This window comes from Acinetobacter septicus, from assembly GCF_019355975.1.
In the GTDB taxonomy this organism is placed as follows: Bacteria; Pseudomonadota; Gammaproteobacteria; order Pseudomonadales; family Moraxellaceae; genus Acinetobacter; species Acinetobacter ursingii.
Genome location: NZ_CP079898.1, coordinates 3296979 through 3321478, shown reverse-complemented (window position 1 = coordinate 3321478; position 24500 = coordinate 3296979). Strand labels below are relative to the sequence as shown.

Annotated in this window: 19 protein-coding genes; 4 read left to right on the top strand and 15 right to left on the bottom strand. The window is 39.1% G+C overall.

The window, feature by feature from the left end; translation table 11 throughout:
• Window positions 1–16: 16 nt before the first annotated feature.
• Window positions 17–1354 (bottom strand): D-serine ammonia-lyase, encoded by a 1338-nt coding sequence (locus I6L31_RS15625; RefSeq protein WP_035272248.1) that lies wholly within the window; start codon window positions 1352–1354, stop codon window positions 17–19.
• 148 nt (window positions 1355–1502) lie between these two features.
• Entirely contained in the window at window positions 1503–3134 is a 1632-nt protein-coding gene (locus I6L31_RS15620; RefSeq protein ID WP_004996551.1) for an inorganic phosphate transporter, read from the bottom strand.
• Between the two features lie 437 nt (window positions 3135–3571).
• Between I6L31_RS15620 and metH the strand changes: the two genes are divergently transcribed.
• On the top strand, window positions 3572–7258 hold the full coding sequence (metH, locus tag I6L31_RS15615; protein ID WP_005003340.1) for a methionine synthase: 3687 nt from the start codon (window positions 3572–3574) through the stop codon (window positions 7256–7258).
• A 29-nt stretch (window positions 7259–7287) separates the two neighbouring features.
• Here the strand turns inward: metH and I6L31_RS15610 are convergent, their stop codons facing one another.
• From I6L31_RS15610 to I6L31_RS15585, 6 genes are all read right to left on the bottom strand, one after another.
• Window positions 7288–7668, bottom strand: a complete 381-nt coding sequence (locus I6L31_RS15610) for a type II toxin-antitoxin system VapC family toxin (RefSeq protein ID WP_005003338.1) — start codon at window positions 7666–7668, stop codon at window positions 7288–7290.
• Window positions 7665–7892, bottom strand: coding sequence for a type II toxin-antitoxin system Phd/YefM family antitoxin (locus tag I6L31_RS15605; RefSeq protein WP_005003333.1), 228 nt, complete (start codon window positions 7890–7892; stop codon window positions 7665–7667). The genes I6L31_RS15610 and I6L31_RS15605 overlap by 4 nt, the downstream gene beginning before the upstream one ends.
• 63 nt (window positions 7893–7955) lie before the next feature.
• Window positions 7956–13187: a DEAD/DEAH box helicase gene (locus tag I6L31_RS18645; protein ID WP_219349269.1), complete on the bottom strand. Its 5232-nt coding sequence runs from the start codon at window positions 13185–13187 to the stop codon at window positions 7956–7958.
• 161 nt (window positions 13188–13348) lie between these two features.
• Entirely contained in the window at window positions 13349–13921 is a 573-nt protein-coding gene (locus tag I6L31_RS15595) for a nucleotidyltransferase family protein (RefSeq protein WP_005003327.1), read from the bottom strand.
• Window positions 13922–13991: 70 nt separating this feature from the next.
• Window positions 13992–14285, bottom strand: a complete 294-nt coding sequence (locus I6L31_RS15590; RefSeq protein ID WP_004996544.1) for a cold shock domain-containing protein — start codon at window positions 14283–14285, stop codon at window positions 13992–13994.
• Between the two features lie 164 nt (window positions 14286–14449).
• Complete coding sequence (locus I6L31_RS15585; RefSeq protein WP_005003325.1) at window positions 14450–15673, bottom strand: MFS transporter; 1224 nt, start codon at window positions 15671–15673, stop codon at window positions 14450–14452.
• Between the two features lie 105 nt (window positions 15674–15778).
• On the opposite strand from I6L31_RS15585, the gene I6L31_RS15580 reads away from it, so the two are divergent.
• Entirely contained in the window at window positions 15779–16567 is a 789-nt protein-coding gene (locus I6L31_RS15580; RefSeq protein ID WP_005003324.1) for an AraC family transcriptional regulator, read from the top strand.
• Here the strand turns inward: I6L31_RS15580 and I6L31_RS15575 are convergent.
• The 3 genes from I6L31_RS15575 to I6L31_RS15565 form a co-directional block, all read right to left on the bottom strand.
• The gene (locus I6L31_RS15575) at window positions 16564–17847 is read right to left on the bottom strand and encodes a glutaminase (RefSeq protein WP_005003323.1); all 1284 of its coding nucleotides are present in this window, start codon (window positions 17845–17847) and stop codon (window positions 16564–16566) included. The two genes, I6L31_RS15580 and I6L31_RS15575, sit on opposite strands and share 4 nt — an antisense overlap.
• Before the next feature lie 219 nt (window positions 17848–18066).
• Window positions 18067–18549 (bottom strand): peptide deformylase, encoded by a 483-nt coding sequence (gene def / locus I6L31_RS15570; protein WP_004990282.1) that lies wholly within the window; start codon window positions 18547–18549, stop codon window positions 18067–18069.
• A gap of 155 nt (window positions 18550–18704) precedes the next feature.
• Entirely contained in the window at window positions 18705–19571 is an 867-nt protein-coding gene (locus I6L31_RS15565; RefSeq protein WP_005003321.1) for a Cof-type HAD-IIB family hydrolase, read from the bottom strand.
• A 299-nt stretch (window positions 19572–19870) separates the two neighbouring features.
• Between I6L31_RS15565 and I6L31_RS15560 the strand changes: the two genes are divergently transcribed.
• Both I6L31_RS15560 and I6L31_RS15555 read left to right on the top strand, forming a co-directional pair.
• A complete protein-coding gene (locus I6L31_RS15560) occupies window positions 19871–20074 on the top strand; it encodes a hypothetical protein (RefSeq protein WP_035272242.1) in 204 nt (67 codons plus the stop codon).
• A 243-nt stretch (window positions 20075–20317) separates the two neighbouring features.
• Window positions 20318–21613, top strand: coding sequence for an MFS transporter (locus I6L31_RS15555; protein ID WP_004990289.1), 1296 nt, complete (start codon window positions 20318–20320; stop codon window positions 21611–21613).
• A gap of 49 nt (window positions 21614–21662) precedes the next feature.
• Here the strand turns inward: I6L31_RS15555 and I6L31_RS15550 are convergent, their stop codons facing one another.
• The 4 genes from I6L31_RS15550 to I6L31_RS15535 form a co-directional block, all read right to left on the bottom strand.
• A complete protein-coding gene (locus tag I6L31_RS15550) occupies window positions 21663–22262 on the bottom strand; it encodes an alpha/beta hydrolase (protein WP_005003312.1) in 600 nt (199 codons plus the stop codon).
• 29 nt (window positions 22263–22291) lie between these two features.
• The gene (locus I6L31_RS15545) at window positions 22292–22606 is read right to left on the bottom strand and encodes a hypothetical protein (RefSeq protein WP_004990294.1); all 315 of its coding nucleotides are present in this window, start codon (window positions 22604–22606) and stop codon (window positions 22292–22294) included.
• The gene (pnuC, locus tag I6L31_RS15540) at window positions 22603–23181 is read right to left on the bottom strand and encodes a nicotinamide riboside transporter PnuC (protein ID WP_004990296.1); all 579 of its coding nucleotides are present in this window, start codon (window positions 23179–23181) and stop codon (window positions 22603–22605) included. Before pnuC ends, I6L31_RS15545 begins: the two co-directional genes overlap by 4 nt.
• Before the next feature lie 80 nt (window positions 23182–23261).
• Window positions 23262–24395 carry an acyltransferase family protein gene (locus I6L31_RS15535; RefSeq protein WP_004990298.1) on the bottom strand — a complete coding sequence of 378 codons (1134 nt, stop codon included), beginning with the start codon at window positions 24393–24395 and terminating at the stop codon, window positions 23262–23264.
• Window positions 24396–24500 lie beyond the last annotated feature (105 nt).

Below are 24500 nucleotides of genomic sequence, written 5' to 3'. Positions count from 1 at the left end.
AACATCCGTGTACGTACTAAGTTAGCAGGCGTTGACTCTGAAGTAGATATCTTTGCATTTCTTCGGGTGGTACCATCCCTCCTCCTGTTGCCCAAATGATATGCGTGGCATTGGCTAATTGAGATGGCGTAAACTGATGTAATTGTTGATAAGATGTTTGGGCAGTTGTGTGATAGCCGCCCATGAATCCTGCCGCAGCAGAGGGTTCAAGTTGAATCTGTTCTGATTGATTAAGTTGCCCAATGAACGCATATAAACTTTGATCAGAAAGAGTGTAATAACCGTCAATCAGTCCTTGCATGACACGACCAACAAAACCAGAAGCGCGTCCAACGGCAAGACCATCTGCGGCGGTCTGATTATCCAGCCCAATATCATTGACACTAATTCGATCGTGTAAACCTGTGTAAACACCAAGTAGCATGCATGGCGAATGGGTGGGTTCTGCAAAGATACAATGTACGTGCTCACCAAAAGCCTGTTTAAGCCCAAAGCTGACTCCACCAGACCCGCCGCCCACACCACAAGGCAAATACACAAATAATGGATGTGCTGCATCGACCACTTGATGACGCTCGAATAATTGCTGTTTGAGTCTTAACCCTGCTACAGCATAACCTAGAAATAAAGTTTTGGAATTTTCATCATCGATAAAAAAGCAGTTTGGATCAGCCTCAGCAGCTTTACGCCCCTGTTCAACGGCAACACCATAATCACTGGCATATTCAACGACATTAACCCCTAAAGAGCGAAGTTTATCTTTTTTCCATTGTCTTGCATCAGCAGACATATGCACCGAAACCCGAAAACCCAGTTTGGCACTCATGATCCCAATTGAAAGTCCCAGATTTCCTGTTGAGCCAACAGCGATCTGATAATTGTGAAAAAAGGCACTAAACTCATCCGAATCAAATTTTCGATAATCATCCTCTAAAGAGATTAGCCCAGCAGCCAAAGCTAACTTTTCAGCGTGGGCAAGCACTTCATAAATACCTCCACGCGCTTTAATCGAACCAGATATAGGTAAATGACTATCTTGTTTCAGCCACCATTGTCCCTGTAATGGAATTTTCCATTGTTCCGAAAGCAACTGTTGCATCTGTGCAATACGCACCAAATCGGATTCAATGATACCTTGCTGTTTTTGAGTTTCAGGAAAAACTTGAGCAATAAATGGAGCAAAACGTTTTAAGCGAGCTTCTGCATCCTCAATATCGGCTCGGGTTAGACCCACATTCTGTAGCGCTTGTTTTAATGGCACATTTTCAGGTGGAAACCAAAACACAGGTTGGTATTGCTGTAATGTCTGAATCAATGGGTCTTGTTGTAATTGATCTAAATTTAAAGCAGTCATTTTGATGGATTTCAACATGGATTTTCATCCCAAGGTAGCAAACATTCGCTAAAAAGAAAGCGATCTTCACATAAAAATTTTAGAGAATAAAAAAGGTCACTGATGTGACCTTTTCAACTCTATAAATTCAATTGTACAAGCTCGGGATTTATCCAACAAATTGTAGGAACAACCAGTACAGACCACCCGATAAACAAATAGTTGCAGGTAAGGTAAAGACCCAAGCCGATAAAATGGTTTTCACCGTATTAAAGTTTAAGCCAGATTTATTGGCAACCATTGTCCCTGCCACTGCACTATTTAGTACATGCGTAGTGGAGACAGGCATACCAAGACCATCCGCTGCTGCAATGGTACTCATCGCCACCAACTCAGCAGACATACCTTGACCATAAGTCATATGGTGTTTACCAATACGCTCACCAACAGTCACCACAATTCGTTTCCAACCCACCATGGTTCCCAGACCCAGTGCCAATGCCACAGCAACTTTGACCCAAGTTGGAATATATTGTAGGAAAGAGTCCAGACTATCGCGGTACTGTTTCACTACTTTTTGCTGATCGGCTGTCATTGCAGGAAGTGCTTCAGCTTTATCCAGACGCTTAAATGTAGTAGTACTTAAGTACATGTCATTACGGATATTACCAATCGCATCTTCAGGAATATCTTTCAAACTTCCATAACTACCGACACGTTGACCCAAATGATCGGTCAAACTGGCTAATGCAGGAACCACATCAGGAGTTTGCTGTTTGGTTTGAATATACTTGGTCAAAATGACACGTGCTTTTTCATCTTGCATGTCTGTATGCTGAGTATAAAGAACAGAAGAAGTCTGACCAGATAATTGTTCAAAGGTTTGCAATTGCTGTGCATCTAGACTCTTATTTAATGAATAAGCCATCGGCACCAAGCCAATCAACACCAGCATGATTAAGCCCATTCCTTTTTGACCATCATTAGAACCGTGCGCAAAGCTTACGCCTGTACAGGTAAAAATCAAAATGGCACGAATAATAGGTGGCGGTGGCTTATTGCCTTCAGGTGGCTGAAACAGTTCAAGTTGGCGTTTAAATACTTTTTTTACCAATAGGAATAAAATAGCAGCAAAAGCAAAACCGATTAGTGGTGAAAATAGTAAAGCTTTACCCACTTTAATCACCTGATCCATATCGATGCCACTGGTACTGCCCGTTGCAGCATTAATCAGATGGTTCATAATGCCCACACCCAAAATCGAACCGATCAGGGTATGTGAACTTGATGCAGGAATTCCTAAAAACCAGGTTCCCAAATTCCAGATAATCGCAGCAATCAGCAAAGCGAAAACCATGGCAAAGCCAGCACCACTGCTGACATTCATAATTAATTCAACAGGTAATAATGCAATAATACCGTAGGCCACTGCCCCGCTTGCGACCATAACACCCAGAAAATTACAAAAACCTGCCCACATTACGGCGACAGGTGCAGGCAATGCATTGGTGTAAATGACCGTTGCCACAGCATTGGCTGTGTCATGAAAACCGTTTACAAACTCAAATCCCAAAGCAATAAAAAGTGCTGTTGCCAGCAAGATCACGGAATATAAACTGAGTGCAGGCACATGTGCCAAATCAGCATTTACCTGTACAGCGATGTAAATCAGGGTTGCAATAATAACCGTAAAAAACACCGGCATAAAAAACTTCGGTGTGGGTACATGTACATTCGTCGATTGAACATGTCCAGCTTCGACATGATTTGAATCCGAAACGGGAGGAAGATTTGAATTCATGTAGACGGTTCAAGAGGATCGTTAAAATCCCCATATTCTTAAATTAAATTATGACAATTATATGACAAATAGGGGTCTAATGAAGTCATTTTTTAAACACTTGACCTCATAAAAGGCATTTTTTAGTTTAATTTTATGCCAGTACAATCAATAAAAACAAATAAATACAAAAACTTAAAACACAAAAACCATCATGACATTCAATTGTTGTATTTTGAAGTAAATATGATGAAATTATGACAGCTGGTCACATTTCCGATGTCACATTTCATGTAAAGCTATTTTGAAACAGGAATATTGCATTTTGATGAAATCGTCACCATCTCAATCCTGAATGGTATGAATCTGTGTTTGACCGTCTCGGCGATCAATCAAAGCCACTTATTGTGAGGGATTCTGTTACAATAACGCGCCTTTTAAATCTATCTGGGGTTCTTATGTCCACGCTTGCCACCCTGAAATCACTTCTTGCCCAACGTATCCTGATTATTGATGGTGCGATGGGAACGATGATTCAACGCCATAAACTCGAAGAAGAAGATTATCGTGGTGAACGTTTTGCAGACTGGGCATCTGACCTTAAAGGCAATAACGATTTACTGGTACTCACTCAGCCGAAAATTATTCAGGGCATACATGAAGCCTATCTGGATGCAGGCGCGGACATTATTGAAACCAATAGCTTTAATGGCACTCGTGTTTCCATGTCGGATTATCACATGGAAGATCTTGTTCCAGAGATTAACCGTGAAGCAGCACGATTAGCGCGAGCGGCCTGTGACAAATACTCCACCCCAGAAAAACCGCGTTTTGTGGCGGGTGTACTTGGACCAACATCTCGTACCTGTTCAATTTCGCCGAATGTCAACGATCCTGCATTTCGTAACATCACTTTTGATGAACTGAAAGAAAATTATATTGAAGCGACGCATGCACTCATCGAAGGTGGTGCAGATATTCTTTTGATCGAAACGGTGTTCGATACCTTAAACTGTAAAGCTGCGATTTTTGCGGTCAAAGAAGTGTTTAAGCAAATTGGTCGTGAATTACCCTTGATGATTTCAGGCACGATTACCGATGCATCAGGTCGTACTTTGACAGGTCAGACTGCCGAAGCATTTTGGAACTCGGTGCGTCATGGTGACCTACTCTCAATTGGTTTTAACTGTGCCTTGGGTGCAGATGCAATGCGTCCGCACGTCAAAACCATTAGTGATGTGGCAGATACCTTTGTTTCAGCCCATCCCAATGCGGGCTTACCCAATGCCTTTGGTGAATATGATGAAACGCCAGAGCAGACCGCCGCATTTTTAAAAGAATTTGCCGAAAGTGGTCTGATCAATATTACAGGTGGTTGTTGTGGTACTACACCCGACCATATCCGTGCCACTTACAATGCAGTTAAAGATATTCAACCACGTCAAATTCCTGAAACGCAACCTGCTTGTCGTTTAAGTGGTTTAGAACCGTTTAACATTTATGATGATTCATTGTTCGTGAATGTCGGTGAACGAACTAATGTCACAGGTTCCAAAAAATTCTTGCGTTTAATCCGTGAGGAAAATTTTGCAGAAGCGTTAGAAGTTGCTCAGCAACAGGTTGAAGCAGGTGCGCAAATCATCGACATCAACATGGATGAAGGCATGCTGGATTCACAAAATGCGATGGTGCATTTTTTGAATCTAGTTGCATCTGAACCCGATATTTCACGTGTCCCGATCATGATTGACTCATCTAAATGGGAGATCATTGAAGCGGGCTTAAAATGCGTACAGGGCAAACCTGTGGTCAACTCGATTTCCTTAAAAGAAGGTTATGACGAGTTTGTCGAAAAAGCACATTTATGCCGCCAGTATGGTGCTGCGATTATCGTGATGGCTTTTGATGAAGCAGGTCAGGCCGATACAGCAGCGCGTAAGCGTGAAATCTGTAAACGCTCTTATGATGTTTTGGTCAATGACGTTGGCTTCCCTGCTGAAGACATTATTTTTGATCCGAACGTGTTTGCCGTGGCAACAGGGATCGAAGAACACAACAACTATGGCGTCGACTTTATTGAAGCGACAGGCTGGATTAAACAAAACTTGCCACATGCCATGATTTCTGGCGGTGTATCCAACGTATCCTTCTCATTCCGCGGTAATGAGCCTGTGCGTGAAGCGATTCATTCAGTATTCCTATACCATGCCATCAAACAAGGCATGACCATGGGCATTGTGAATGCAGGTCAAATGGCGATTTACGATGATATTCCAAAAGAACTCAAAGATGCGGTTGAAGATGTTGTTCTGAATCAAAACCAAGGTGCAAGCGGTCAGGAAGCTACTGAAAAACTGCTTGAAGTGGCTGAAAAATTCCGTGGACATAGTGGCGCACAACGTGAAGCTGAAAATCTAGAATGGCGTAATGAATCCGTAGAAAAACGTCTGGAATATGCGCTGGTCAAAGGCATCACTACTTATATTGATGAAGATACCGAAGAAGCACGTTTAAAAGCCAAACGTCCTCTTGATGTGATTGAAGGCGCATTGATGGATGGCATGAATGTGGTCGGTGACTTGTTCGGTTCAGGCAAAATGTTCCTGCCGCAAGTGGTGAAATCTGCCCGTGTGATGAAACAAGCAGTCGCGTGGTTAAACCCATACATCGAAGCAGAAAAAACAGGAAGCCAATCTAAAGGTAAAGTATTGATGGCGACCGTGAAAGGCGATGTGCATGATATTGGTAAAAATATCGTGGGCGTGGTTTTAGGCTGTAATGGCTACGATATTGTCGATTTAGGCGTGATGGTGCCTGCGGAAAAAATCCTGCAAACTGCGATTGATGAGAAGTGTGACATTATTGGGTTGTCTGGTTTAATTACGCCAAGTCTGGATGAAATGGTCTTTGTCGCCAAAGAAATGCAGCGTAAAGGTTTTACCATTCCATTATTGATTGGCGGTGCAACCACATCCAAAGCCCATACCGCAGTGAAGATTGATCCTCAATATTCAAATGATGCCGTGATTTATGTGGCTGATGCATCACGTGCCGTCGGTGTTGCGACCACCCTACTTTCCAAAGAAATGCGCGGCAATTTTATTGATGAGCATCGTGCTGAATATGCCAAAATTCGTGAACGTTTAGCCAATAAGCAACCGAAAGCCGCAAAACTTTCTTATGCCGAATCGGTTGAGAATGGCTTTAAAATTGATGACAACTATACACCGCCTAAGCCAAATATTTTAGGTACGCAAGTCATTAAAAATTATCCACTTGAAACTTTAGTTCCTTATTTTGACTGGACACCGTTCTTTATCTCTTGGAGCTTGGCGGGTAAATTCCCGAAAATTCTAACAGATGAAGTGGTCGGCGAAGCCGCAACGGATTTGTATAACCAAGCGCAAGCGATGCTGAAAGACATTATCGAGAATCATCGTTTTGATGCTCGTGCGGTGTTTGGTTTATACCCTGCACAACGTACAGCTGCGGATACGGTGAGTGTGTTTGATGAAGCAGGTCAAAAGGTTACACATACTTTCGAGCATGTCCGTCAGCAATCAGACAAAGTCACAGGCAAGCCGAATTTATCTTTAGCCGACTATATTAAGCCGACAATCAATCAGCAAGATTATTTAGGCGGCTTTACCGTGTCGATCTTTGGTGCTGAAGAACTCGCCAATGAATATAAAGCCAAAGGTGATGATTACTCAGCCATCCTAGTACAGTCATTGGCGGATCGTTTTGCCGAAGCCTTTGCCGAGCATTTGCATGAGCGGATTCGTAAAGAGTTTTGGGGCTATAAAGCCGATGAAACTTTGGACAATGAAGCACTAATCAAAGAAAAGTATGTCGGCATTCGTCCTGCGCCTGGCTACCCTGCTTGCCCAGAACATTCTGAAAAAGCGGTATTATTTGACTGGTTAGGTTCGGAAGCGAAGATTGGTACTAAGTTGACTGAACATTTTGCGATGATGCCACCATCTTCGGTAAGTGGTTTTTATTATTCGCATCCTCAAAGTGAATACTTTAATGTGGGCAAGATTGCTCAGGATCAGCTTGAAGATTATGCGAAGCGTAAGGGTTGGTCTCTAGATGTGGCGAAGCGTTGGTTAGCGCCGAATTTGGATGATTCGATTGGTTAAGCATATAGGAATTTAAAATTCATTCTCGATTATTCAGGAATGAATTTATGCAGATCAATATTAGGAATAAATTTATAATGTTTATCATTTGCAGTCAGTAAAGGTTCACCAAATTGTATTGCTGTTGCAGCGATTAAAGCATCTGCCATTTGCATTGAATGGCTCAGTGCATATTCCTGAACATAGAATGATGCACGGGCAGAAATTTCCTGATCAAGATGAATAATATGCACATTCCAGTAATGCAGGGCTTTCTGAAAACGTAAGCTTTCTTGTTTATTCAGCATTCCCTGCAACAATTCCATATAGGTGATAGCAGAAATTGAAAATGGAATATGACTTTCAACTGCTTCCTTAGCAGATGCTTTTCCTCGCAAATACCAAATCAACACATCGGTATCAATAATCAAAACCGTCTACCCTGACGCATTGCTCTCACAGTTTCATCCACAGTCAGCGCATGTTGATCTTGTTGCCACATGCCAAAAATATCCTCATCCTGCTTTTGCTGCTGAATCGGTATAATTTTTGCGAGTGCTTTGCCTCGATAAGTTACTGTAACTTCTTGCCCATGCTGAACCTGTTGAATGATTTTACCGGATTGAATACGTAATTCTTTAGTTGAAACTTGCATAACTCACCCTCCAAGTATCCACTTAAAAGTGTACACTCAATTAAATTCTATGCAAGTATTTTCCTATATCTCCAACTTCGGCAACCCTTTTACAATCTTCATAGTTTCAAGGCTTACATTGATAACACACAAGAACAATTCCAAAGGATAAGCGGCATTATCCATTGTTTCAATCGCCCAATCATTTGCATCATTGGTGATACCACTGTCTTTATGTGTAGAAACACCCTGCCGTTCCATTACCCACTCAAGGGCAGACTTACCATTAACGATATAGTCATACGCCTCTAACGGAATATCCCGAATGGTGATTTTTGAATTATAAATCACCGCTTGTTTTTCACCCTTTTTGGCAAATTTCATTTTGGTGACATAAAAATCTTCATCTTTAAGTTGGTTATAAGGTGTTTTGCCTGTATCCAAAGTTGCGGGATAAGGTTCAACCGTTTCATAGTTAAGATGCCAATAAGCTAAATCCCGTCCTGCTTGGCTAAAATGCCAAAAATCCTGAGCCTGTTTTACACATGGAATACGGGGTAATTCTTTGGTGAGATTATCGGCAAAACGAGTACGGTAATCTTCGCTATGTAGCAAGCCATAAACATAATAGAAAATATCTTCTTTTGTAATATTTTCATTTGGATAGGCTTTTTGGAAATGGGCTAAACCTGCATCACTAATCCCATCTTTACGCACCAGTTTAGGTTGTTCGCTTTGTGGGTTTTCTTCTGATGGTGTATTAAATAAATCACCTTGATCGTTTTGATTTTGCATTAGTTGTTCTCCTCTGTTTCGTAAAGATAAAGAGGAAAACACTGTGCATCTCCAATGAGGTGATAATCTGGTAGCTTGTCCGTCATTAGAACAGAAAAGCCCTTGTTCCCTGCTAATGATAGACAAATAACAAGGTTTTGTTGTTGATTTTTCTTGGTATTTTTCGTATAATGGTCGATGGTCGATGGTCGATGGTCGATGGTCGATGGTCGATGGTCGATGGTCGATGGTCGATGGTCGATGGTCGATGGTCGATGGTCGATGGTCGATGGTCGATAAAACATCATTTAGGTGGGTTGATTCCTCATAAGTAGATAGTGGGAAACATTGCCCTTTTGAAATAAGTTCATAATCAGGGATTTTCTCAGTTATTAAAGCTGAAAACTCTTTTGTTGAACCTCGACCAGTTACAGAGATTACCTTATTCTTTGTAGAGTTATCACTAAAAATCTTCGATAATCGGCTTGTTCTATGATTCAACCACTTATTTTTACATAGCCAAGATGTATTAAATGGGCGATATTCTGCTTTAATAATATCTTCATCACTGTATATAATCTCTCTATCATTCTTTAAATGTTCTTTTAAACTACTAGACCAACTTATTTTTGTAGGATCGTTATCAAATATAGGTGTGTTATTCTGTTTATTTCTTTCTCTTTGTTTATCATAAAAATTAATAGAATTTTTAGTATTCTGAATTAAAGTATCTTTATTTGAATTATAATTCCAAGCATCTCGGCTGGTTAGCATACCTTGTGAATAATCATTAAACAATGTACTTTCTTCTAACTTCTTATTACCTAATGAAATAAATTTAGCTCCATCAAACTCTTTATTTCTTTGATTTATCCAATAATAGAGTTCATCAGGAATAATTTTTTGCCAAGCATCTTTTTGGCTAATTCCTGTAATACTTTTTAACTCTACAATTTTTTCTAGCTTTTGCTCACGAGTTAAATAATCTCCTATATCATGGAAATAAATTTCCCCTTGTTTTTCAATTTGAGAGTTTTTTACTAAAATAGAAACTGCAATCGGTGTACGTGTACCTTGACCAAACACATTATCCTTTTCTTTACGTCTTTGTTCACCTGAAGTTCTAGCATTTCCCCGTAAATGGAATATATATAAACTACTAAATTCCTCTGCTAAACATTTTCGTAATCCATCCATAGAGTTAGCATCAACAAAACTTGCATTACTAACAAAACCAATTACACCATTTCCCCCTATACGGTCACTTGCCCAACGCATTGCACGAATATAAGAATCCATCAAATTTTTTGTCGAGCTTGCTTTAGAATATTTAGCATAAGTTTCAGATATTCTATTATCTAAACTTGGATAAGCAACATTTTGGTTATTGTCATTTTCAGACTTTTGACCTGCTGAATAAGGCGGATTTCCAATAATCACCTGAATATCTAACTCTTTTTGACGTTTCCGTCTTGCACTATTGCCATCCTGAGCTTGAGTCACAATATCATGCTCATACATCTGGAATGTATCAGTTAAACAAACACCCTCAAACGGCGTATAGTCATTAAAAATAATATCGTGGTAGGTTGCTTCAATATTAATTGTCGCAATGTAATAGGCAAGAAGAACTAGCTCATTGGCATGGATTTCATGTTTATATTTATAAGGTAAGCGGTTTGGCGGAATTAAGCCACTTTGTAGCAATCGAGTGATAAATGTCCCTGTGCCTGTAAATGGGTCAATAATATGAACATGATCATCTGCCAAAGTTTGGTTAAATTCAGACTTTAAGACATCATTGACACTATGGATAATAAAATCAACCACTTCTACAGGAGTATAAACAATACCTAAACGCTCGGTCATTTTTGGAAAAGCATTACGGAAAAACTTATCATAAAGCTCTACGATAATTCGTTGCTTACCCTGAGCATTATCTATACCCTCTGCTCTCAGTTTCACACTGGCATAGAAACTATTTAAGGTATCTGCTTCTTTTTCTAAATGATGTTCATGCAGTTTATTTAAAATATCCTGCATTGCCAATGAAATTGGATTATATTGAGCAAAATCATATTCACTAAACAGTGCATCAAACACAGGTTTGGTAATGAGATGCTGTGCCAACATTTCAATAATTTCAGCATCACTCAACGCATCATTCAGGTCATTTCTCAATTTTTTAGCAAAACTTTCAAAGGCTTGTATTTCTTCTTTATTTTCAGGATTGGCTAAAATATGGGTGATACGATCAATATGAGTTTTGGCAATTTTGGCAATATCATTTGCCCATTCTTCCCAATGCTGACGATTACCACATTTCTGCACCACTTTGGCATAAATCGCACGTTCTAACTCATCTATTTCAAAATTTAAGACATTTTGTTTTTCATCAATTAATTCTTTTCGAGTAGGCGATTTGCCTAAATTATCCTGCCCTTTCGCCCCTTTGGTTTTATCGGTCAACGTTTTTTGTCGTTTAGTTGCTTTATCTGAAATGGCAATCACTTCCATTTTAGCAGGCTTTTTATTATTCAATTCTAATTGATTAATCATGGCATCAAAACGGTCATCATGCGCTCGCAATGCCTGTAAAACCTGCCAAACAACTTTATAAGTTTTGTTATCATTTAAGGCTTCATGCGGTTCAACACCTGCTGGAATCACTACAGGCAAAATAATATAACCCCTTTTTTTATTCGGTGCTAAACGCATCACACGCCCAACTGATTGCACGACATCAACTTGCGAATTTCGAGGCGTTAAAAATAATACTGCATCTAAACTCGGAACATCGACACCCTCAGATAAACAACGCACATTGCTTAAAATCTTGCATTGATTTTCTTCGGGCTGTGCTTTTAACCATTGTAATTTTTCTTCTTTAGTTGTTGCATTCATGCCACCATCAATATGTTCAGCAATGCATTGCAAAGAATTTTCGATTAAATCGGCATCTTGTGGATTATGCTGTATTTCATAGGTCTGATATTGTTCAACCACGGCCTGAAACATTGCAGCAATATTTTTGGAACTGACCTTATGTTGTTTACTTTTACCCTTACTCGTATGAGGTTCAATCACCTGACAAAAAGCGACTGCTCTTTGCATCGGGTTTGGGTCATCCTGTAAATCAGTTTCACTATTTTGCTTGGATAATGCTTTCCAACAACCAATAATTTTCGCTGCATCATCGACCTTTAAACTGTTATTTTCATCAGCAAGTAAATCCTGCAAGCGTTTATTAACATGGCTTTCATCAACTGCCAAAACAATCACTTTATAATCAACCAATAATCCACGCTGTACCGCTTCGGAGAAATTAATGACAAATAACTCTTTGCCATAAATGGCTTCATTATTCATGCCATACAGTTTGGCTTTATCACGCTCCGCATTAATCTCCACATCTTCGCTATAAATACGTGGCGTTGCCGTCATATATAAGCGTTTTTTGGCATGGATAAACTCTTCATCATGCACACTGGTAAAGGCAGAATCATCTTCACCATCAAAGGTTGCTCCTGTGGTACGGTGTGCTTCATCACAAATAACGAAATCAAATTCAGGCAATAAATGACTATTTTGTGCTTCACTAATGACATTAATTGAATGGTAGGTTGAGAAAACCACACTCATTTTATGCTCTTTATGGCGTGACTGCATTTCTTCGGCAAGGCGTTTGGCATTAGTGGTGGCTGGATAATCCAACTCATGTACCAATAAATTTACCGCATCTTCATCAGCTTGACGTTTTTTGCCAATATCACTGTCCGAACACACCGCAAAACTACATAATGGTGTACTTGATTCTTGCGTCCATTCGGTTAAAGTTTGCGAAAGTAAGGATAAACTCGGCACTAAAAATAGAACTCGTTTCCCTCGCCCTGCCATTGCTTCGGCAATTTTTAAACTGGTAAACGTCTTGCCCGTCCCACATGCCATAATTAATTTGCCACGAGAAATATTTGGATAATTAAGTTGCTCTGTGACTGCTTGCAATGCTTGTTTTTGATGTGAACGTAAATTCTTCTTGGGTTTCAGTTCTAATTGTTGTTTAGGCTGATATTTTTCCCAATCAATAACACTATGTTCCAAAGCATATAAATCTATTTTCTGAACAGGTAAATGTTGACCTTTTAACGCATCTTTGGCATGTTTTGACCAGTGATTTGTGGTACTCACAATCATTCGATGGGTAAAAGGACGTTTACCTGATGCAGTAAAAAAACTATCTATATCTTTCTTCTGTAAATTATAATCTTCGGAATAAAGCTTACATTGAATCGCATGGTAATCTTCCGTATCTCTGACCTTGGCAACAAGATCAATGCCTGTATCTATACCTAAATCTTCACCATTTCGTTCTAGCCAATATTGACGGAAACCCTGCCATAAAAACACTTCATTATAAAGCTCCTGATATTTTGGTTCATTGGAAAAATAACGTAGCATCAAATCTTCAAAATAATTGCCTTTTTCTCGTTGTGTTTTGGCGTGTCTTCTAAATTTATCTATAAGCTGAAAAAAAGACGACATATCAATCCTTATTGACCTCATAAAAGGTTATTGGTGATTTCCAATTTTGTCTATCATTCTAGCAGCAAAGACTTTATTATCAATGGCTTCACAAAACAAAATTTGTCTTTTAAGCACACTTTTCAAAATGATGATAATTACTAGATAGCCTACCGATTATTCTATACAAACTTCCGCTTATAATTCTCATGATTTTCAATATTAGTAAGCTCATCTTTTTCATCCCAAACTTGTAACTCCCAAGGGAAATAAAAATTTGATTTATTTTTAAAATCGATATGCAAACCACGATATCCACTTTTATCTCGAAAATACCAGTTTTTTAAACCAAATTTTTCCTGCCATCCATCCAGCAATTCAATAATTTCTTTAACTTCTTGCGTATTTAAAATAATTCTTGCGCCAAAAATATCATTTAACCAATTATTGACTGGATATTGGTCACTATGACTTGAGAATCTTGAAATTTTATCATCAATACTTTCTAACGTTTTAACTCGATAATAATACTGTAATAAAAATCCTTTTTTATTTTTAATCAAATAGTCATTAATGCTTTCATGTAAATTTAACCGATATTTTGCAATATGTTGATAAGGTACACGGGAAATCGTTTTAGACAGATTGAACTTTTCAATGCGCCCAGTTTCAAAATAATCCTGAGAAAAATCAGCATGAATTTTGTTAATCGTTTCAATCATTAATTCAACTTTATCCAAAACATCTTTGCTCATATTTTTCTCAATATCTAAACGATTTCAAAATTATCAAGTTACCTCACTTTTTTGGATAGATTAAGTCCATCTACTTCCTAAAACTATCCAACAAGGCATTGGTAATTGACTTGTTATTTTCCACCGCTCTTGTTTTTTTAGCTTTGGCAGATTGATCTATGACTCTTTCAATTTTTACAGCTTTATATTTACCGTTATTTTCAACAACCATGAATTTGACGCGCTCATTGCGTTTAGGCTCGCCACCTTCAAGCGGGAAATCAGAAATATGAAAGAAAATATCCTGCTCTAAACCACCAATAAATCCAAAACCTTTTGATGCATCGTATTGTTTGATTTTTCCCTGATAAATTTCAGATTTCATGATTTAACCTATAATGTTACGCAATCATCAAATTATACATGAATCTGCTGAAACCAAGAAAAATCTAGGAACATAGAATGATTCTAAATGAGTCGTGACATATTTTTCTAATTTTACAGAATTAAATTATCCCCTTTTGCAGAGGATAATTTGAAAAATGACTTCTATTTCACATGGGTTTTAGGTAAAAAGAACGTTGCCAAACCCAGTAATGGCAAATATGAACATAGTTTAAACACCCATTCGATTCCATTAAGATCAGCCAAATGTCCAAGTCCTGCTGCGGCAATCCCACTGACACCAAACATTAAACCAAACATCAGTCCTGAGATCATGCCTACTCGTCCTGGAACAGCTTCTTGAGCATAAACCACCATAGCAGCAAAAGCCGAAGACAACACCAAACCTGCAATTACGGAAAGAATCGTTGTCCAGAATAAATCTGCATACGGCATCATTAAAGCAAATGGCGCCATGCCAACAAAAGACACCCAAATCACCGCTTTACGTCCAATCTTGTCACCAATTGGTCCACCTGCAAATGTTCCCACGGCAACCGCAGCCAAGAAAGCAAATAGATGCAGTTGTGCAGTGGCTAAACTGACATGAAATTTATGAATCAAGTAAAAAGTAAAATAGTTGCTAATACTGGCGATATAAGTAAATTTAGCAAACATCAACACGCAAATCGTGCCAATTGCCAAGGTTAATTGACGACCATGCAATTTACTACTGGCATTAACAATACGTGAAACTGCCTGCGTTTTGGCATGACGAATCGTCCATTGACTAACGCGAGTTAATATCCAGATGGCTAATAATGCAAAAACCACTAAGCAAGCAACTGCATGTTGTCCAAATGGCACAATAATCAATGCCGCCAATAGAGGGCCAATTGCCGTTCCCGTATTCCCACCCACCTGAAAGGTAGATTGTGCTGTACCAAACCGCCCACCCGATGCCATACGTGCAACACGTGAAGCCTCTGGATGAAAGGTCGATGAACCAACCCCAATCAAAGCCGAAGCAATTAATAACACGGTAAAGGTAGGCGAAAATGCGAGTAACAAAATTCCCAGAAACGTCACACACATGCCCATTGGCAATAAATATGGTTTCGGGTGTTTATCGGTATACAGTCCAATCCACGGTTGCAATAAGGATGCAGTCACCTGATAGACCAGTGAAATCAATCCGACCTGCGTAAAACTTAAGGCAAAGTTGGCTTTGAGCATGGGATAAATGGCAGGCAGTACCGCCTGAATCAAATCGTTGAGTAGATGTGCAATCGCGACAGCACCGACCACTTTAACGATCATCACTTGTGGCTGTGCATTTATATTTGTATTTTCCATGATATTTTCTTTCAACGGTATTGAAGACGTCATCCCAAGAAACTCCAATCATTGTTTAACTGAGCTTGCTATTGTAATCTGTCGGTTATACAACTATCTTCCAATAATCATTGTATAAGTGACAATTTCAATCTCATCATGATGCTATCTCATCCGCAATCTGAATTAATGATCGGTCTTTCCTCTGAGCATCGTTATCGAGAAGTGACCTATGCCCATGCACACGTGCAGGCGCAATTACTGTATGCATCTAAAGGAACTATTCAGATTTTAACCCATGATCAAGTCTGGATTATGCCGCCCATGTGTGCATTATGGATTCCTCCGCGGGTTGAACACAGTGTGATTTCTTTAAGTCATGTACAGTTAAACACTGCCTTGGTGGAACAAAATGCCGCTCAAGCAATGGGTCAAACTTGTTTTTTGATTCGGGTCAGTAATTTATTACATGAATTACTCATTCGTTTTAATGAACTAGATCAGCTTAGAAAAAATGATTCCGCTCCCTTTCAAGCGCTTTCCCAAGCTCTACAAATTATTATTTTTGATGAAATCCAGAGAGCTCATTCTTTAGAAGTGCAAATTCCGTGGCCAAATGACAAACGCCTGATCAAGATTTGTGAAAGTTTGTTGCAATCACCCGATCAATTAAAAGATTTAAATACTTGGGCAGATGAAATTGGCACCAGTTCCCGTACACTCATGCGAATGTTCCAAAAAGAAACAGGACTTTCATATCGGGCATGGATTCAACAAATGCACATTGCTTTAGCTTTAAGCAAAATTGCAGATGGCTTATCCATAAGTCAGATTTCAGAATCTTTGGGATATACCAATGCCAGTGCATTTAGCGCGATGTTCAAGCGGCATTTAGGCAAAACACCGCAACACTTTAAAACTGAAAACATATCAAGTTCATTGATTTAATTGTGATGACCTTTTTTTTGTTCAAGTAAATCATCTAAATCCTGATACACATGTAATACCCGATCCTTATGTGTGCGGGCATGATCCAAGCGTTGTTCAGGGTCGACTAAAAGCAAGCTATGACCATCATCGATCAAACGATCAACACCCTCTAAAAACATACGTTTACCGACATCATGGATCAATGAAATCTGAGTTAAATCGATAATAATCGTACTTTGATCAACAGGTTCACGCTGAAAAATACGCAATAACATTTCAGCTTCAGTAAACTTCAAGACTCCGCGTAATACATAAACACTCAGTGATGCATTTTGTCCAGTCCGATAATGACTCTGGACAATGGTTTGCGCTGAAGGTGTCCCTTCCATCAGGTGCAGCCCCATATCACGGCTCAGCCGTTCCATCATATCAATCCCACGGACACTATTACCATGTTCATCCAGTTTGGGTGAAAAGGCTGCAATACTCACCTGACCGGGCAATACACCTAAAATTCCACCTGCCACGCCACTTTTAGCAGGAATACCAACTGTTGTCAGCCAGTCACCTGCGGCATCATACATACCACAACTCATCATCACACTAAGCACTTGGCGCACCACTGAACGGTTCAATAACCGTTTTCCAGTCTGAGCATCCACGCCACCATTGGCGAGTACGCTGCCCATACGCACCAAATCTTTTACCGTCACCAAGATTGAACATTGGCGAATATAGCCATTCACAATATCCACAGGATCCGTTTCCAGAATTCCAACGGTTCTAAGCATATAACCAATCGAAAGATTACGATAAGCCGTTTTAATTTCTGAATGATATACGGAATCATCAAAACATAATTCACGTCCTGCCAGTTCGCTCATAAACTGGCGTAAAATTTCTGCACTAGATATATTGTCTTTAATTGGAATCAGAGAGTGCGTAGTGATTGCACCCGAATTAATCATTGGATTTTTAGGACGGCCATCTTTTCCCAGTGAAATTTCATTAAAAGCCTCTCCAGAGGGTTCAACACCGACTTTTTCTAATACCTCATCGATACCCAGTTGTTGTAATACATAAGCATAAGTAAAAGGTTTAGACATCGACTGGATGGTAAACTCAACGTCATCATCACCGACTGAATAAATCTCACCATCGACGGTCGACATGGCTAAGGCCAAACGATGTGGACTGGCATTCGCCAACTCTGGAATATAATCAGCCAGATGTCCGCTATCATCTCCATCACATTCATCAAGCACATGTTCCAGATAATCTGGTAAAGGAGTTTTCATACAAACAACCTATTCTATTCATTATTTTGCATTTAATTTTGATGGTACAGGGTATTGATAATCTTAAATTTATATCTTTTGTAATGATTTTTAGTTCTATCCTATTTATTCGATTCACTGTGTAATGTGGGGTAAATCATCCCACCATCTAAATATCATCACAACGATCAATGTCAGTGACATTTTAAATTGAATCAAATCAACAATACGCACACCAGATCAGTTTAAGCGTTCCACAAATAAGACTCCATTTAAATGATCTACTTCGTGTTGCACAATGCGAGCAGGAAAACCTTCAAAAGCGGTTTCGATGACTTCACCATACAACGACTGATAACGCACTCGAATAGAATAAGCTCTTTCGACCTCACCTCGTTCGTTTGGCACACTTAAACAGCCTTCTTCACCTAAACACGTATTTGGGGATAATTCCAAAATTTCAGGATTCACCATGACCACAGCATCCATTTCTGGTGCATCGGGATAACGTGGGTTCGGACGCGAAGCCACAATAATAATTCGTTTGGAAATATATACCTGTGGTGCTGCAATACCTACACCATGGCGCTCAAGCATGGTCGTCTGCATGGCAGCAGCTAATTGTAATAGCCACTCACTATTAAACTCGGATTGAGCCACAGGTGCAGCCTGAAGTTTCAAGATTGCTTCACCGCGCTGGGCAATAGGTAAAACGGTAGCCATTTAAATAGACCTATGATCATGTCATGTTTATTTTGCGTTTGAAATTTCGTTGTGACAAGTCAAATGATCACCTCAATCAGTCAACGCTTTGTCTGACATGTTTTTTCAATCCATCTTTAAATCAGTTGAGATTTAAATTCAGCCAATGGATCATTTCAAAATGATGAGCCATTCTTTTGCAAAAATTGTTCAGTTTTTTTGTAGCGCTGCAATGATGAGTTTTGTAGTACAGCATCAATCACTTCTAATACACCTTGCTGCTCGTTAGTTGGGGCAAAATATTGTGCGGTTTGTTTGAGTTTTGGTACAGCATTCGCCATAGCAAAACCATATCCCGCCATTTCAATCATTTCTTGATCATTGTAATTATCCCCTATTGCCAAAACCTCCTGATGATCAATGCCCCATTTTTGTTGTAAAAACTGTAAACCGTAGGCTTTATGTCGGTTTGGAATAATAAGATCGATAAAACTAAAACCACTGGAGACCATTTTTGCAGCAGTGTGTTGAATATAAGGCTTTTCAGACACATCATCCAAAATTTGTTGGTTATCGTCTTGGGTTGTCGTTAGGGTAACTTTACAAATCTGATCATGCACCTGTAACAGATCGTCAACCTGCCGAAGTTGCTTAAAATAAATGTTAAGTTTTTGCTGAGTTTTTTCACTGACATTGTGCTGAATATAAGCGCAGTCTTTGGCACATAAAATGAGATTTTGGGCATAATCAGGAATTAAATCTTGTAGGATCTGTTGCAAAATCTCTGGACTAAAATGATCGTAATTTAAAGTTTGCGCCCTATCAACCACATAAGCTCCATTTTCAGCCACAAATGCCATGTCATTGGCAATTTCTGGGAAATAGGCTTTTAGGGTATAAAGCGGATTACCACTGGCCGCAACGAAATGAATTCCACGCTGTTGAAGCTGCGAATATTGTTGTAAAAATCGGGTTTTGTCGTATTTCTTCTCTGAATTTAAAAACGTTCCATCCATATCAACTGCAATAAGCTTGACTGGCATTTAAACCTCGTATCTTGATAATCATTAATCTTGCATCAGCTTTCTTTCAATCGGCTTATTTCACGCACTTTTTTATTTCTCTCTATTGGAGAAAGTAAAAAAATCCAAAGCATGATGAAAACTCTATTATGATTATCCTATCAGGAGATCACCGTTTTATGAACTGATAATACATGGGCTGATCAAGTTCTTAAGCTGGGTCAAGCCTGTTTAAATAGAGGATCATGTTTACTTTTAATCTTATCTTCAGCTTTTGTTTTTATGCTCATTTACACAAAAACAAATCGAATTTTAAAATCATGAACACTACGCAGCTTTTCTTGGGATTAATCTTTAGCTGTATTGGCTTAGGCTATTTTATGTATGGCAAAAAGCAAAAAGTGATTGTGCCTTTGGTATGTGGTCTGGTACTGATGATTTTTCCTTACTTTATTGAAAATGTCAGCTTACTCAGTGTGATTGGAATTGTACTCTCGATTATTCCTTATTTTGTACGTTTATAATCTCAAATCATTGATTCTCAACAATACACTTTTTTCATAACTTCATTTTTATTTTCCCTATGAGAGAAAAATAAAGAGAGTTTAAATAATGATGAAAAAAGTCTATTAGGCTGACTTCAATAAGATTGCGTTGGTTGTTTATTTACTCCATTCTAGCGAATTGTGTAGAGTAGAACTGCCTTACTTTTAATTTAAATTTCAAGTAATATCAGGCCCATCATTTTACTTTTGAATCATGACAGCATGGATGCTATTCCTCATCTTTCCACTCAGGATAAACGAACTCTTGCGCTCTCCTCACTCGGCGGTGCATTAGAGTTTTATGATTTTGTCATCTATGTCTTTTACGCCAAGATCATTTCGGATTTATTTTTTCCAAGCACTCTAAGTCCTTTTTGGGCGATGCTGAATACTTATGGCATTTTTGCAGCAGGTTATTTTTTTCGGCCTTTAGGTGGTGTGGTGATGGCACATTTTGGTGATTTGGTCGGGCGTAAACGACTATTTTCACTGTCAATTTTATTGATGTCACTGCCTACTCTAATGATTGGGCTACTACCCACTTTTGAATCGATTGGTTATTTTGCACCAGTTTTATTATTGTTGATGCGCGTGATACAAGGCATCGCTATTGGTGGAGAAATTCCCGCGGCTTGGACATTCGTTTCAGAACATGTCCCAGAACGGCGCATTGGGCTTGCTAACGGCTTATTAACCGCAGGTTTATCTTTAGGAATTTTACTGGGTTCACTGATGTCTTTGTGGATTTCATTACAGTTTACTGAAACAGTAATACATGACTGGGCATGGCGAATTGCCTTTATCGCAGGCGGAATTTTTGGGTTATTTGCCCTATATTTACGCAGTTACTTAAAAGAAACCCCCGTATTTAAAGCCATGCAAGCCCGTAAACAACTCTCCAAAGACTTACCAATTAAACAAGTCTTGATAAATCATAAAGCAGCAGTGATTATTGGCATGTTGTTTACCTGGTTTTTAACGGCTTGTGTCGTCGTGATCATTTTAGCCATGCCTAATTTGCTTACCACCGTTTTTGGCTTTGATCGGGCTAGTGCATTTCAAATGCAAAGTGCAGCAATTATCATGCAAATGTTGGGCTGTATTTTAGCAGGAACCTTGGCTGATCGTTTTGGCTGTGCCAAAGTGATGATGATGGGTGCAACAGCGCTAGCTGTTGTGGCTGCGTTTTTTTATCACAGTTTGGGGCATGCCAGTCACATCATTATTTTCATGCTATACATGTTACTGGGATTATGCTCAGGGACTGTGGGCATGGTGTCATGCAGTATGGTGAAAATGTTCCCTGCCCCTATTCGTTTTTCAGGGATTTCATTTTCGTATAATGTGTCTTATGCGGTTGTGGGCGGTTTAACCTTGCCACTAATTCAAATTTTAAGCCAGTACAGTGATATTGGAGCAATGTATTATATCGTTGCTTTAGCCATAATGGCGTGTCTCACAGCAGTCGTCTTTAAGAAGAAATTCGAATCATCAAACAGCATTAAGCATGTCATTTAAACCATTGCTAAAGCTCATGACGATCAATCATCACGAGCTTTGATGCGCATTAAAGTGTTTTTAAAAATTCCAGACCACGCTTAAGCTCAAGTTCGTTGATTGAATGTCCTAAACCTTTATAAGTTTCAAGTTCGACATTAAAACCCGCTGCACGTAGCGCCTTAAAAGCATCCTGACTTTCATACACAGGAATAACTTCATCTGCTTCACCATGCATTAGACTCACTTTTGCCGTATTGTTGGCATTGGCTTCAATCGGAGAAGCCAATCGTCCAGAAAAGCCAATGACTGCTGCAATTGGCCAACGACCAGAAGCAACGGCATCCAGCGACATCATGGTTCCTTGAGAAAATCCACAAAAAACCACTTGATTAAGCCGATCAGCAAAACCTTGCTCCTCCAGTATCCGCTGTACTGTTTGATCGAAATATTCTCGTGCTTGCTGAATACGTTCAAAGCGATTTTCTTCGGTAATTCCAGTTAGACTAAACCATTCAAACACTTCATGGCTATGCATAAAAGGAAAAGGCGCATTTGGCGATGCAATACTTAAATCTTCAATCTGACGCTGCCAATATTGTGCAATCGGCAATAGATCACGCCCATTGCTACCGACCCCATGAAACATGATTACTAGTTTATTCGTCATCTGATCTCATCTCCAATATTCAATGTCATCTATCTTAATTCGCTCTTGTTACCAATGCTTGATACATTCATATCGATCTTGTAATGCCCTTGCTTCATTTCGATGCTTAATTTTTTTATTTTGTATCGCGTTTGGTATTGAATCAAAATATAAAATTCATCTGCACCGTCATCTAATCCAGAAACGGCCCAAGTGGTACCTTTAGGAAAATCTTGCAGCCATTTGGCTTTATAAACATCTGAAACAGAATCAAAATCCAGATAATTCTCTGGTGTTTGGCAAATTTTTTCAGCCAATTGATCAAAGCATTGCTGCTTATACTGTTCCAGATCAAATATTGTCATATTACTAATTTTGTCTGTTGCTTACGCTTAACCTGCTCCCATTGCCACCAACCGAAGGCAGCCATAAGGACAAATGCAGCATATAAACCTGCGGTCAGATATAAGTCTTTATAAATAAACATGCCCACATAAACAATATCGACAAATACCCACAAAATCCATGTGGCAATGTGCTTACGACTGGTCCAATACGTTGCCAATAGACTAAATGCTGCCAGTTGAGAATCTAACATCGGCACAGCCGCATCGGTAAAGTGTTTTAAGCTGAGACCAAAAATCACCCCGCCCACTGCTGTTATCAGCATTTGTATAATGACGAGCTTAGGACTAATCGGTTCTATCCGAATATCATGATCAACCTGTTTACCTTTGAGCCAGTGATAAAAACCATAAAAGTTCACCACCATAAAGAAAAATTGTAGGATGGTTTCGCCGTATAGCTTAAAAGTAAAAAATAAATAGGCATATAAAACAAAAGCCAAAAAGTTAAACCACCAGCACCACATATTGCGTTTAATGGTGAGACCAACGCCAATCACGCTAATTATCACGGCAACAATCTCAAGTGGAGACATGTTCTATGCATCAAAAAATGGAAAGCGCTATTATGAAATGTTTCTGACTATACGCAAATGATTTCTATTCGCTAAGTGAATTATTTTAAAACCCAGTCCGATAAACGATTGCTCAAATTAATCGCCAAAGTATCGACATAACGACTATAAAGATCGGCAGAGATGATCAATGCAATAAAAAAAAGTAAGATTGCCCAAATTGCAGCCGCGTCATAGCCCCAACCTAGCGCAATAAAAGAGTTAAATAAGGGCAGACATACACAGTACATGAGTAGTAAATGCAATAAATAAATTGAAAATGACAATTTACCTAAATACACACAAACGCGATTATCCAGCTTTTGCGATAGCATCGGATTCATCAGGATGCTATACACAATCAAAATCCCTGCAATAAAATTACAATACTCGTAAGTTCGCTCGCCCACCAAAACATAAATCCAGTGATACGCCAGACTGGTATTGTGCGCTCCAGCCAAATAAAGTCCGAATAGCAATAACAATAGCGCAACTAGTGATGAACGAATAACACGACCATATAGAAATATCAGCGAACCAATGAGAAAACACAACAATCCCAAATAAAGCTCTTGGCTCTGAAAGAAAATTGAGGTCGTTGGAAACAGTAAAATCAGCGGTAAAAATAGTCGCTTATCCAGACTGTAAATATATAACAATCCAAATAACAAAAATGAACCGAGTAACTCCACCTGCATCGTCCAAAGTACCCAGTTGAGACTGGATTCTGCAAATAGAAATGATCCAATCGTCCCTTCATAAATCGCTTGGGAAAAACCAATGTCTTGGGTCGCTAAAACTTTTAGCCAATACTGCACATGAGAGCTGTCAATATCACTAAACTGCAATGCTGCCCATAATAAGATGCATGAACCTAAAGCAGGAATCGCTAAACGCGGATAACGTTTCACCATCATCGATTTTAGCTTTGCTTGCATATTACGACTATTACAAATCACATAAGACAAAATAAAGCCGCTTAACACAAAAAAAACATAGACCGCAGCCGTACCTGAATACCAAAAGGCAAAAGGCGAATGGTGAATAAAATGTACCCATGCATTACTGGCAATTTCATGTTCATCAAAATGATGTAAATAAGGGTAGAAACTTAAGCTCAGATGTGAAAATACCACAGCCAGACAGGCTAACCCGCGAATACTTTCAACTGCATTAAGTTTAACGGACTTATCCATTATGAGACATCTTCATCTTTCAATTGCACGCTCTTCATTCATTCCCTTTATTCTGACAGGTGGTAACTCATCTCCTGTCTATAACTTAGACTTACGATCAATCCA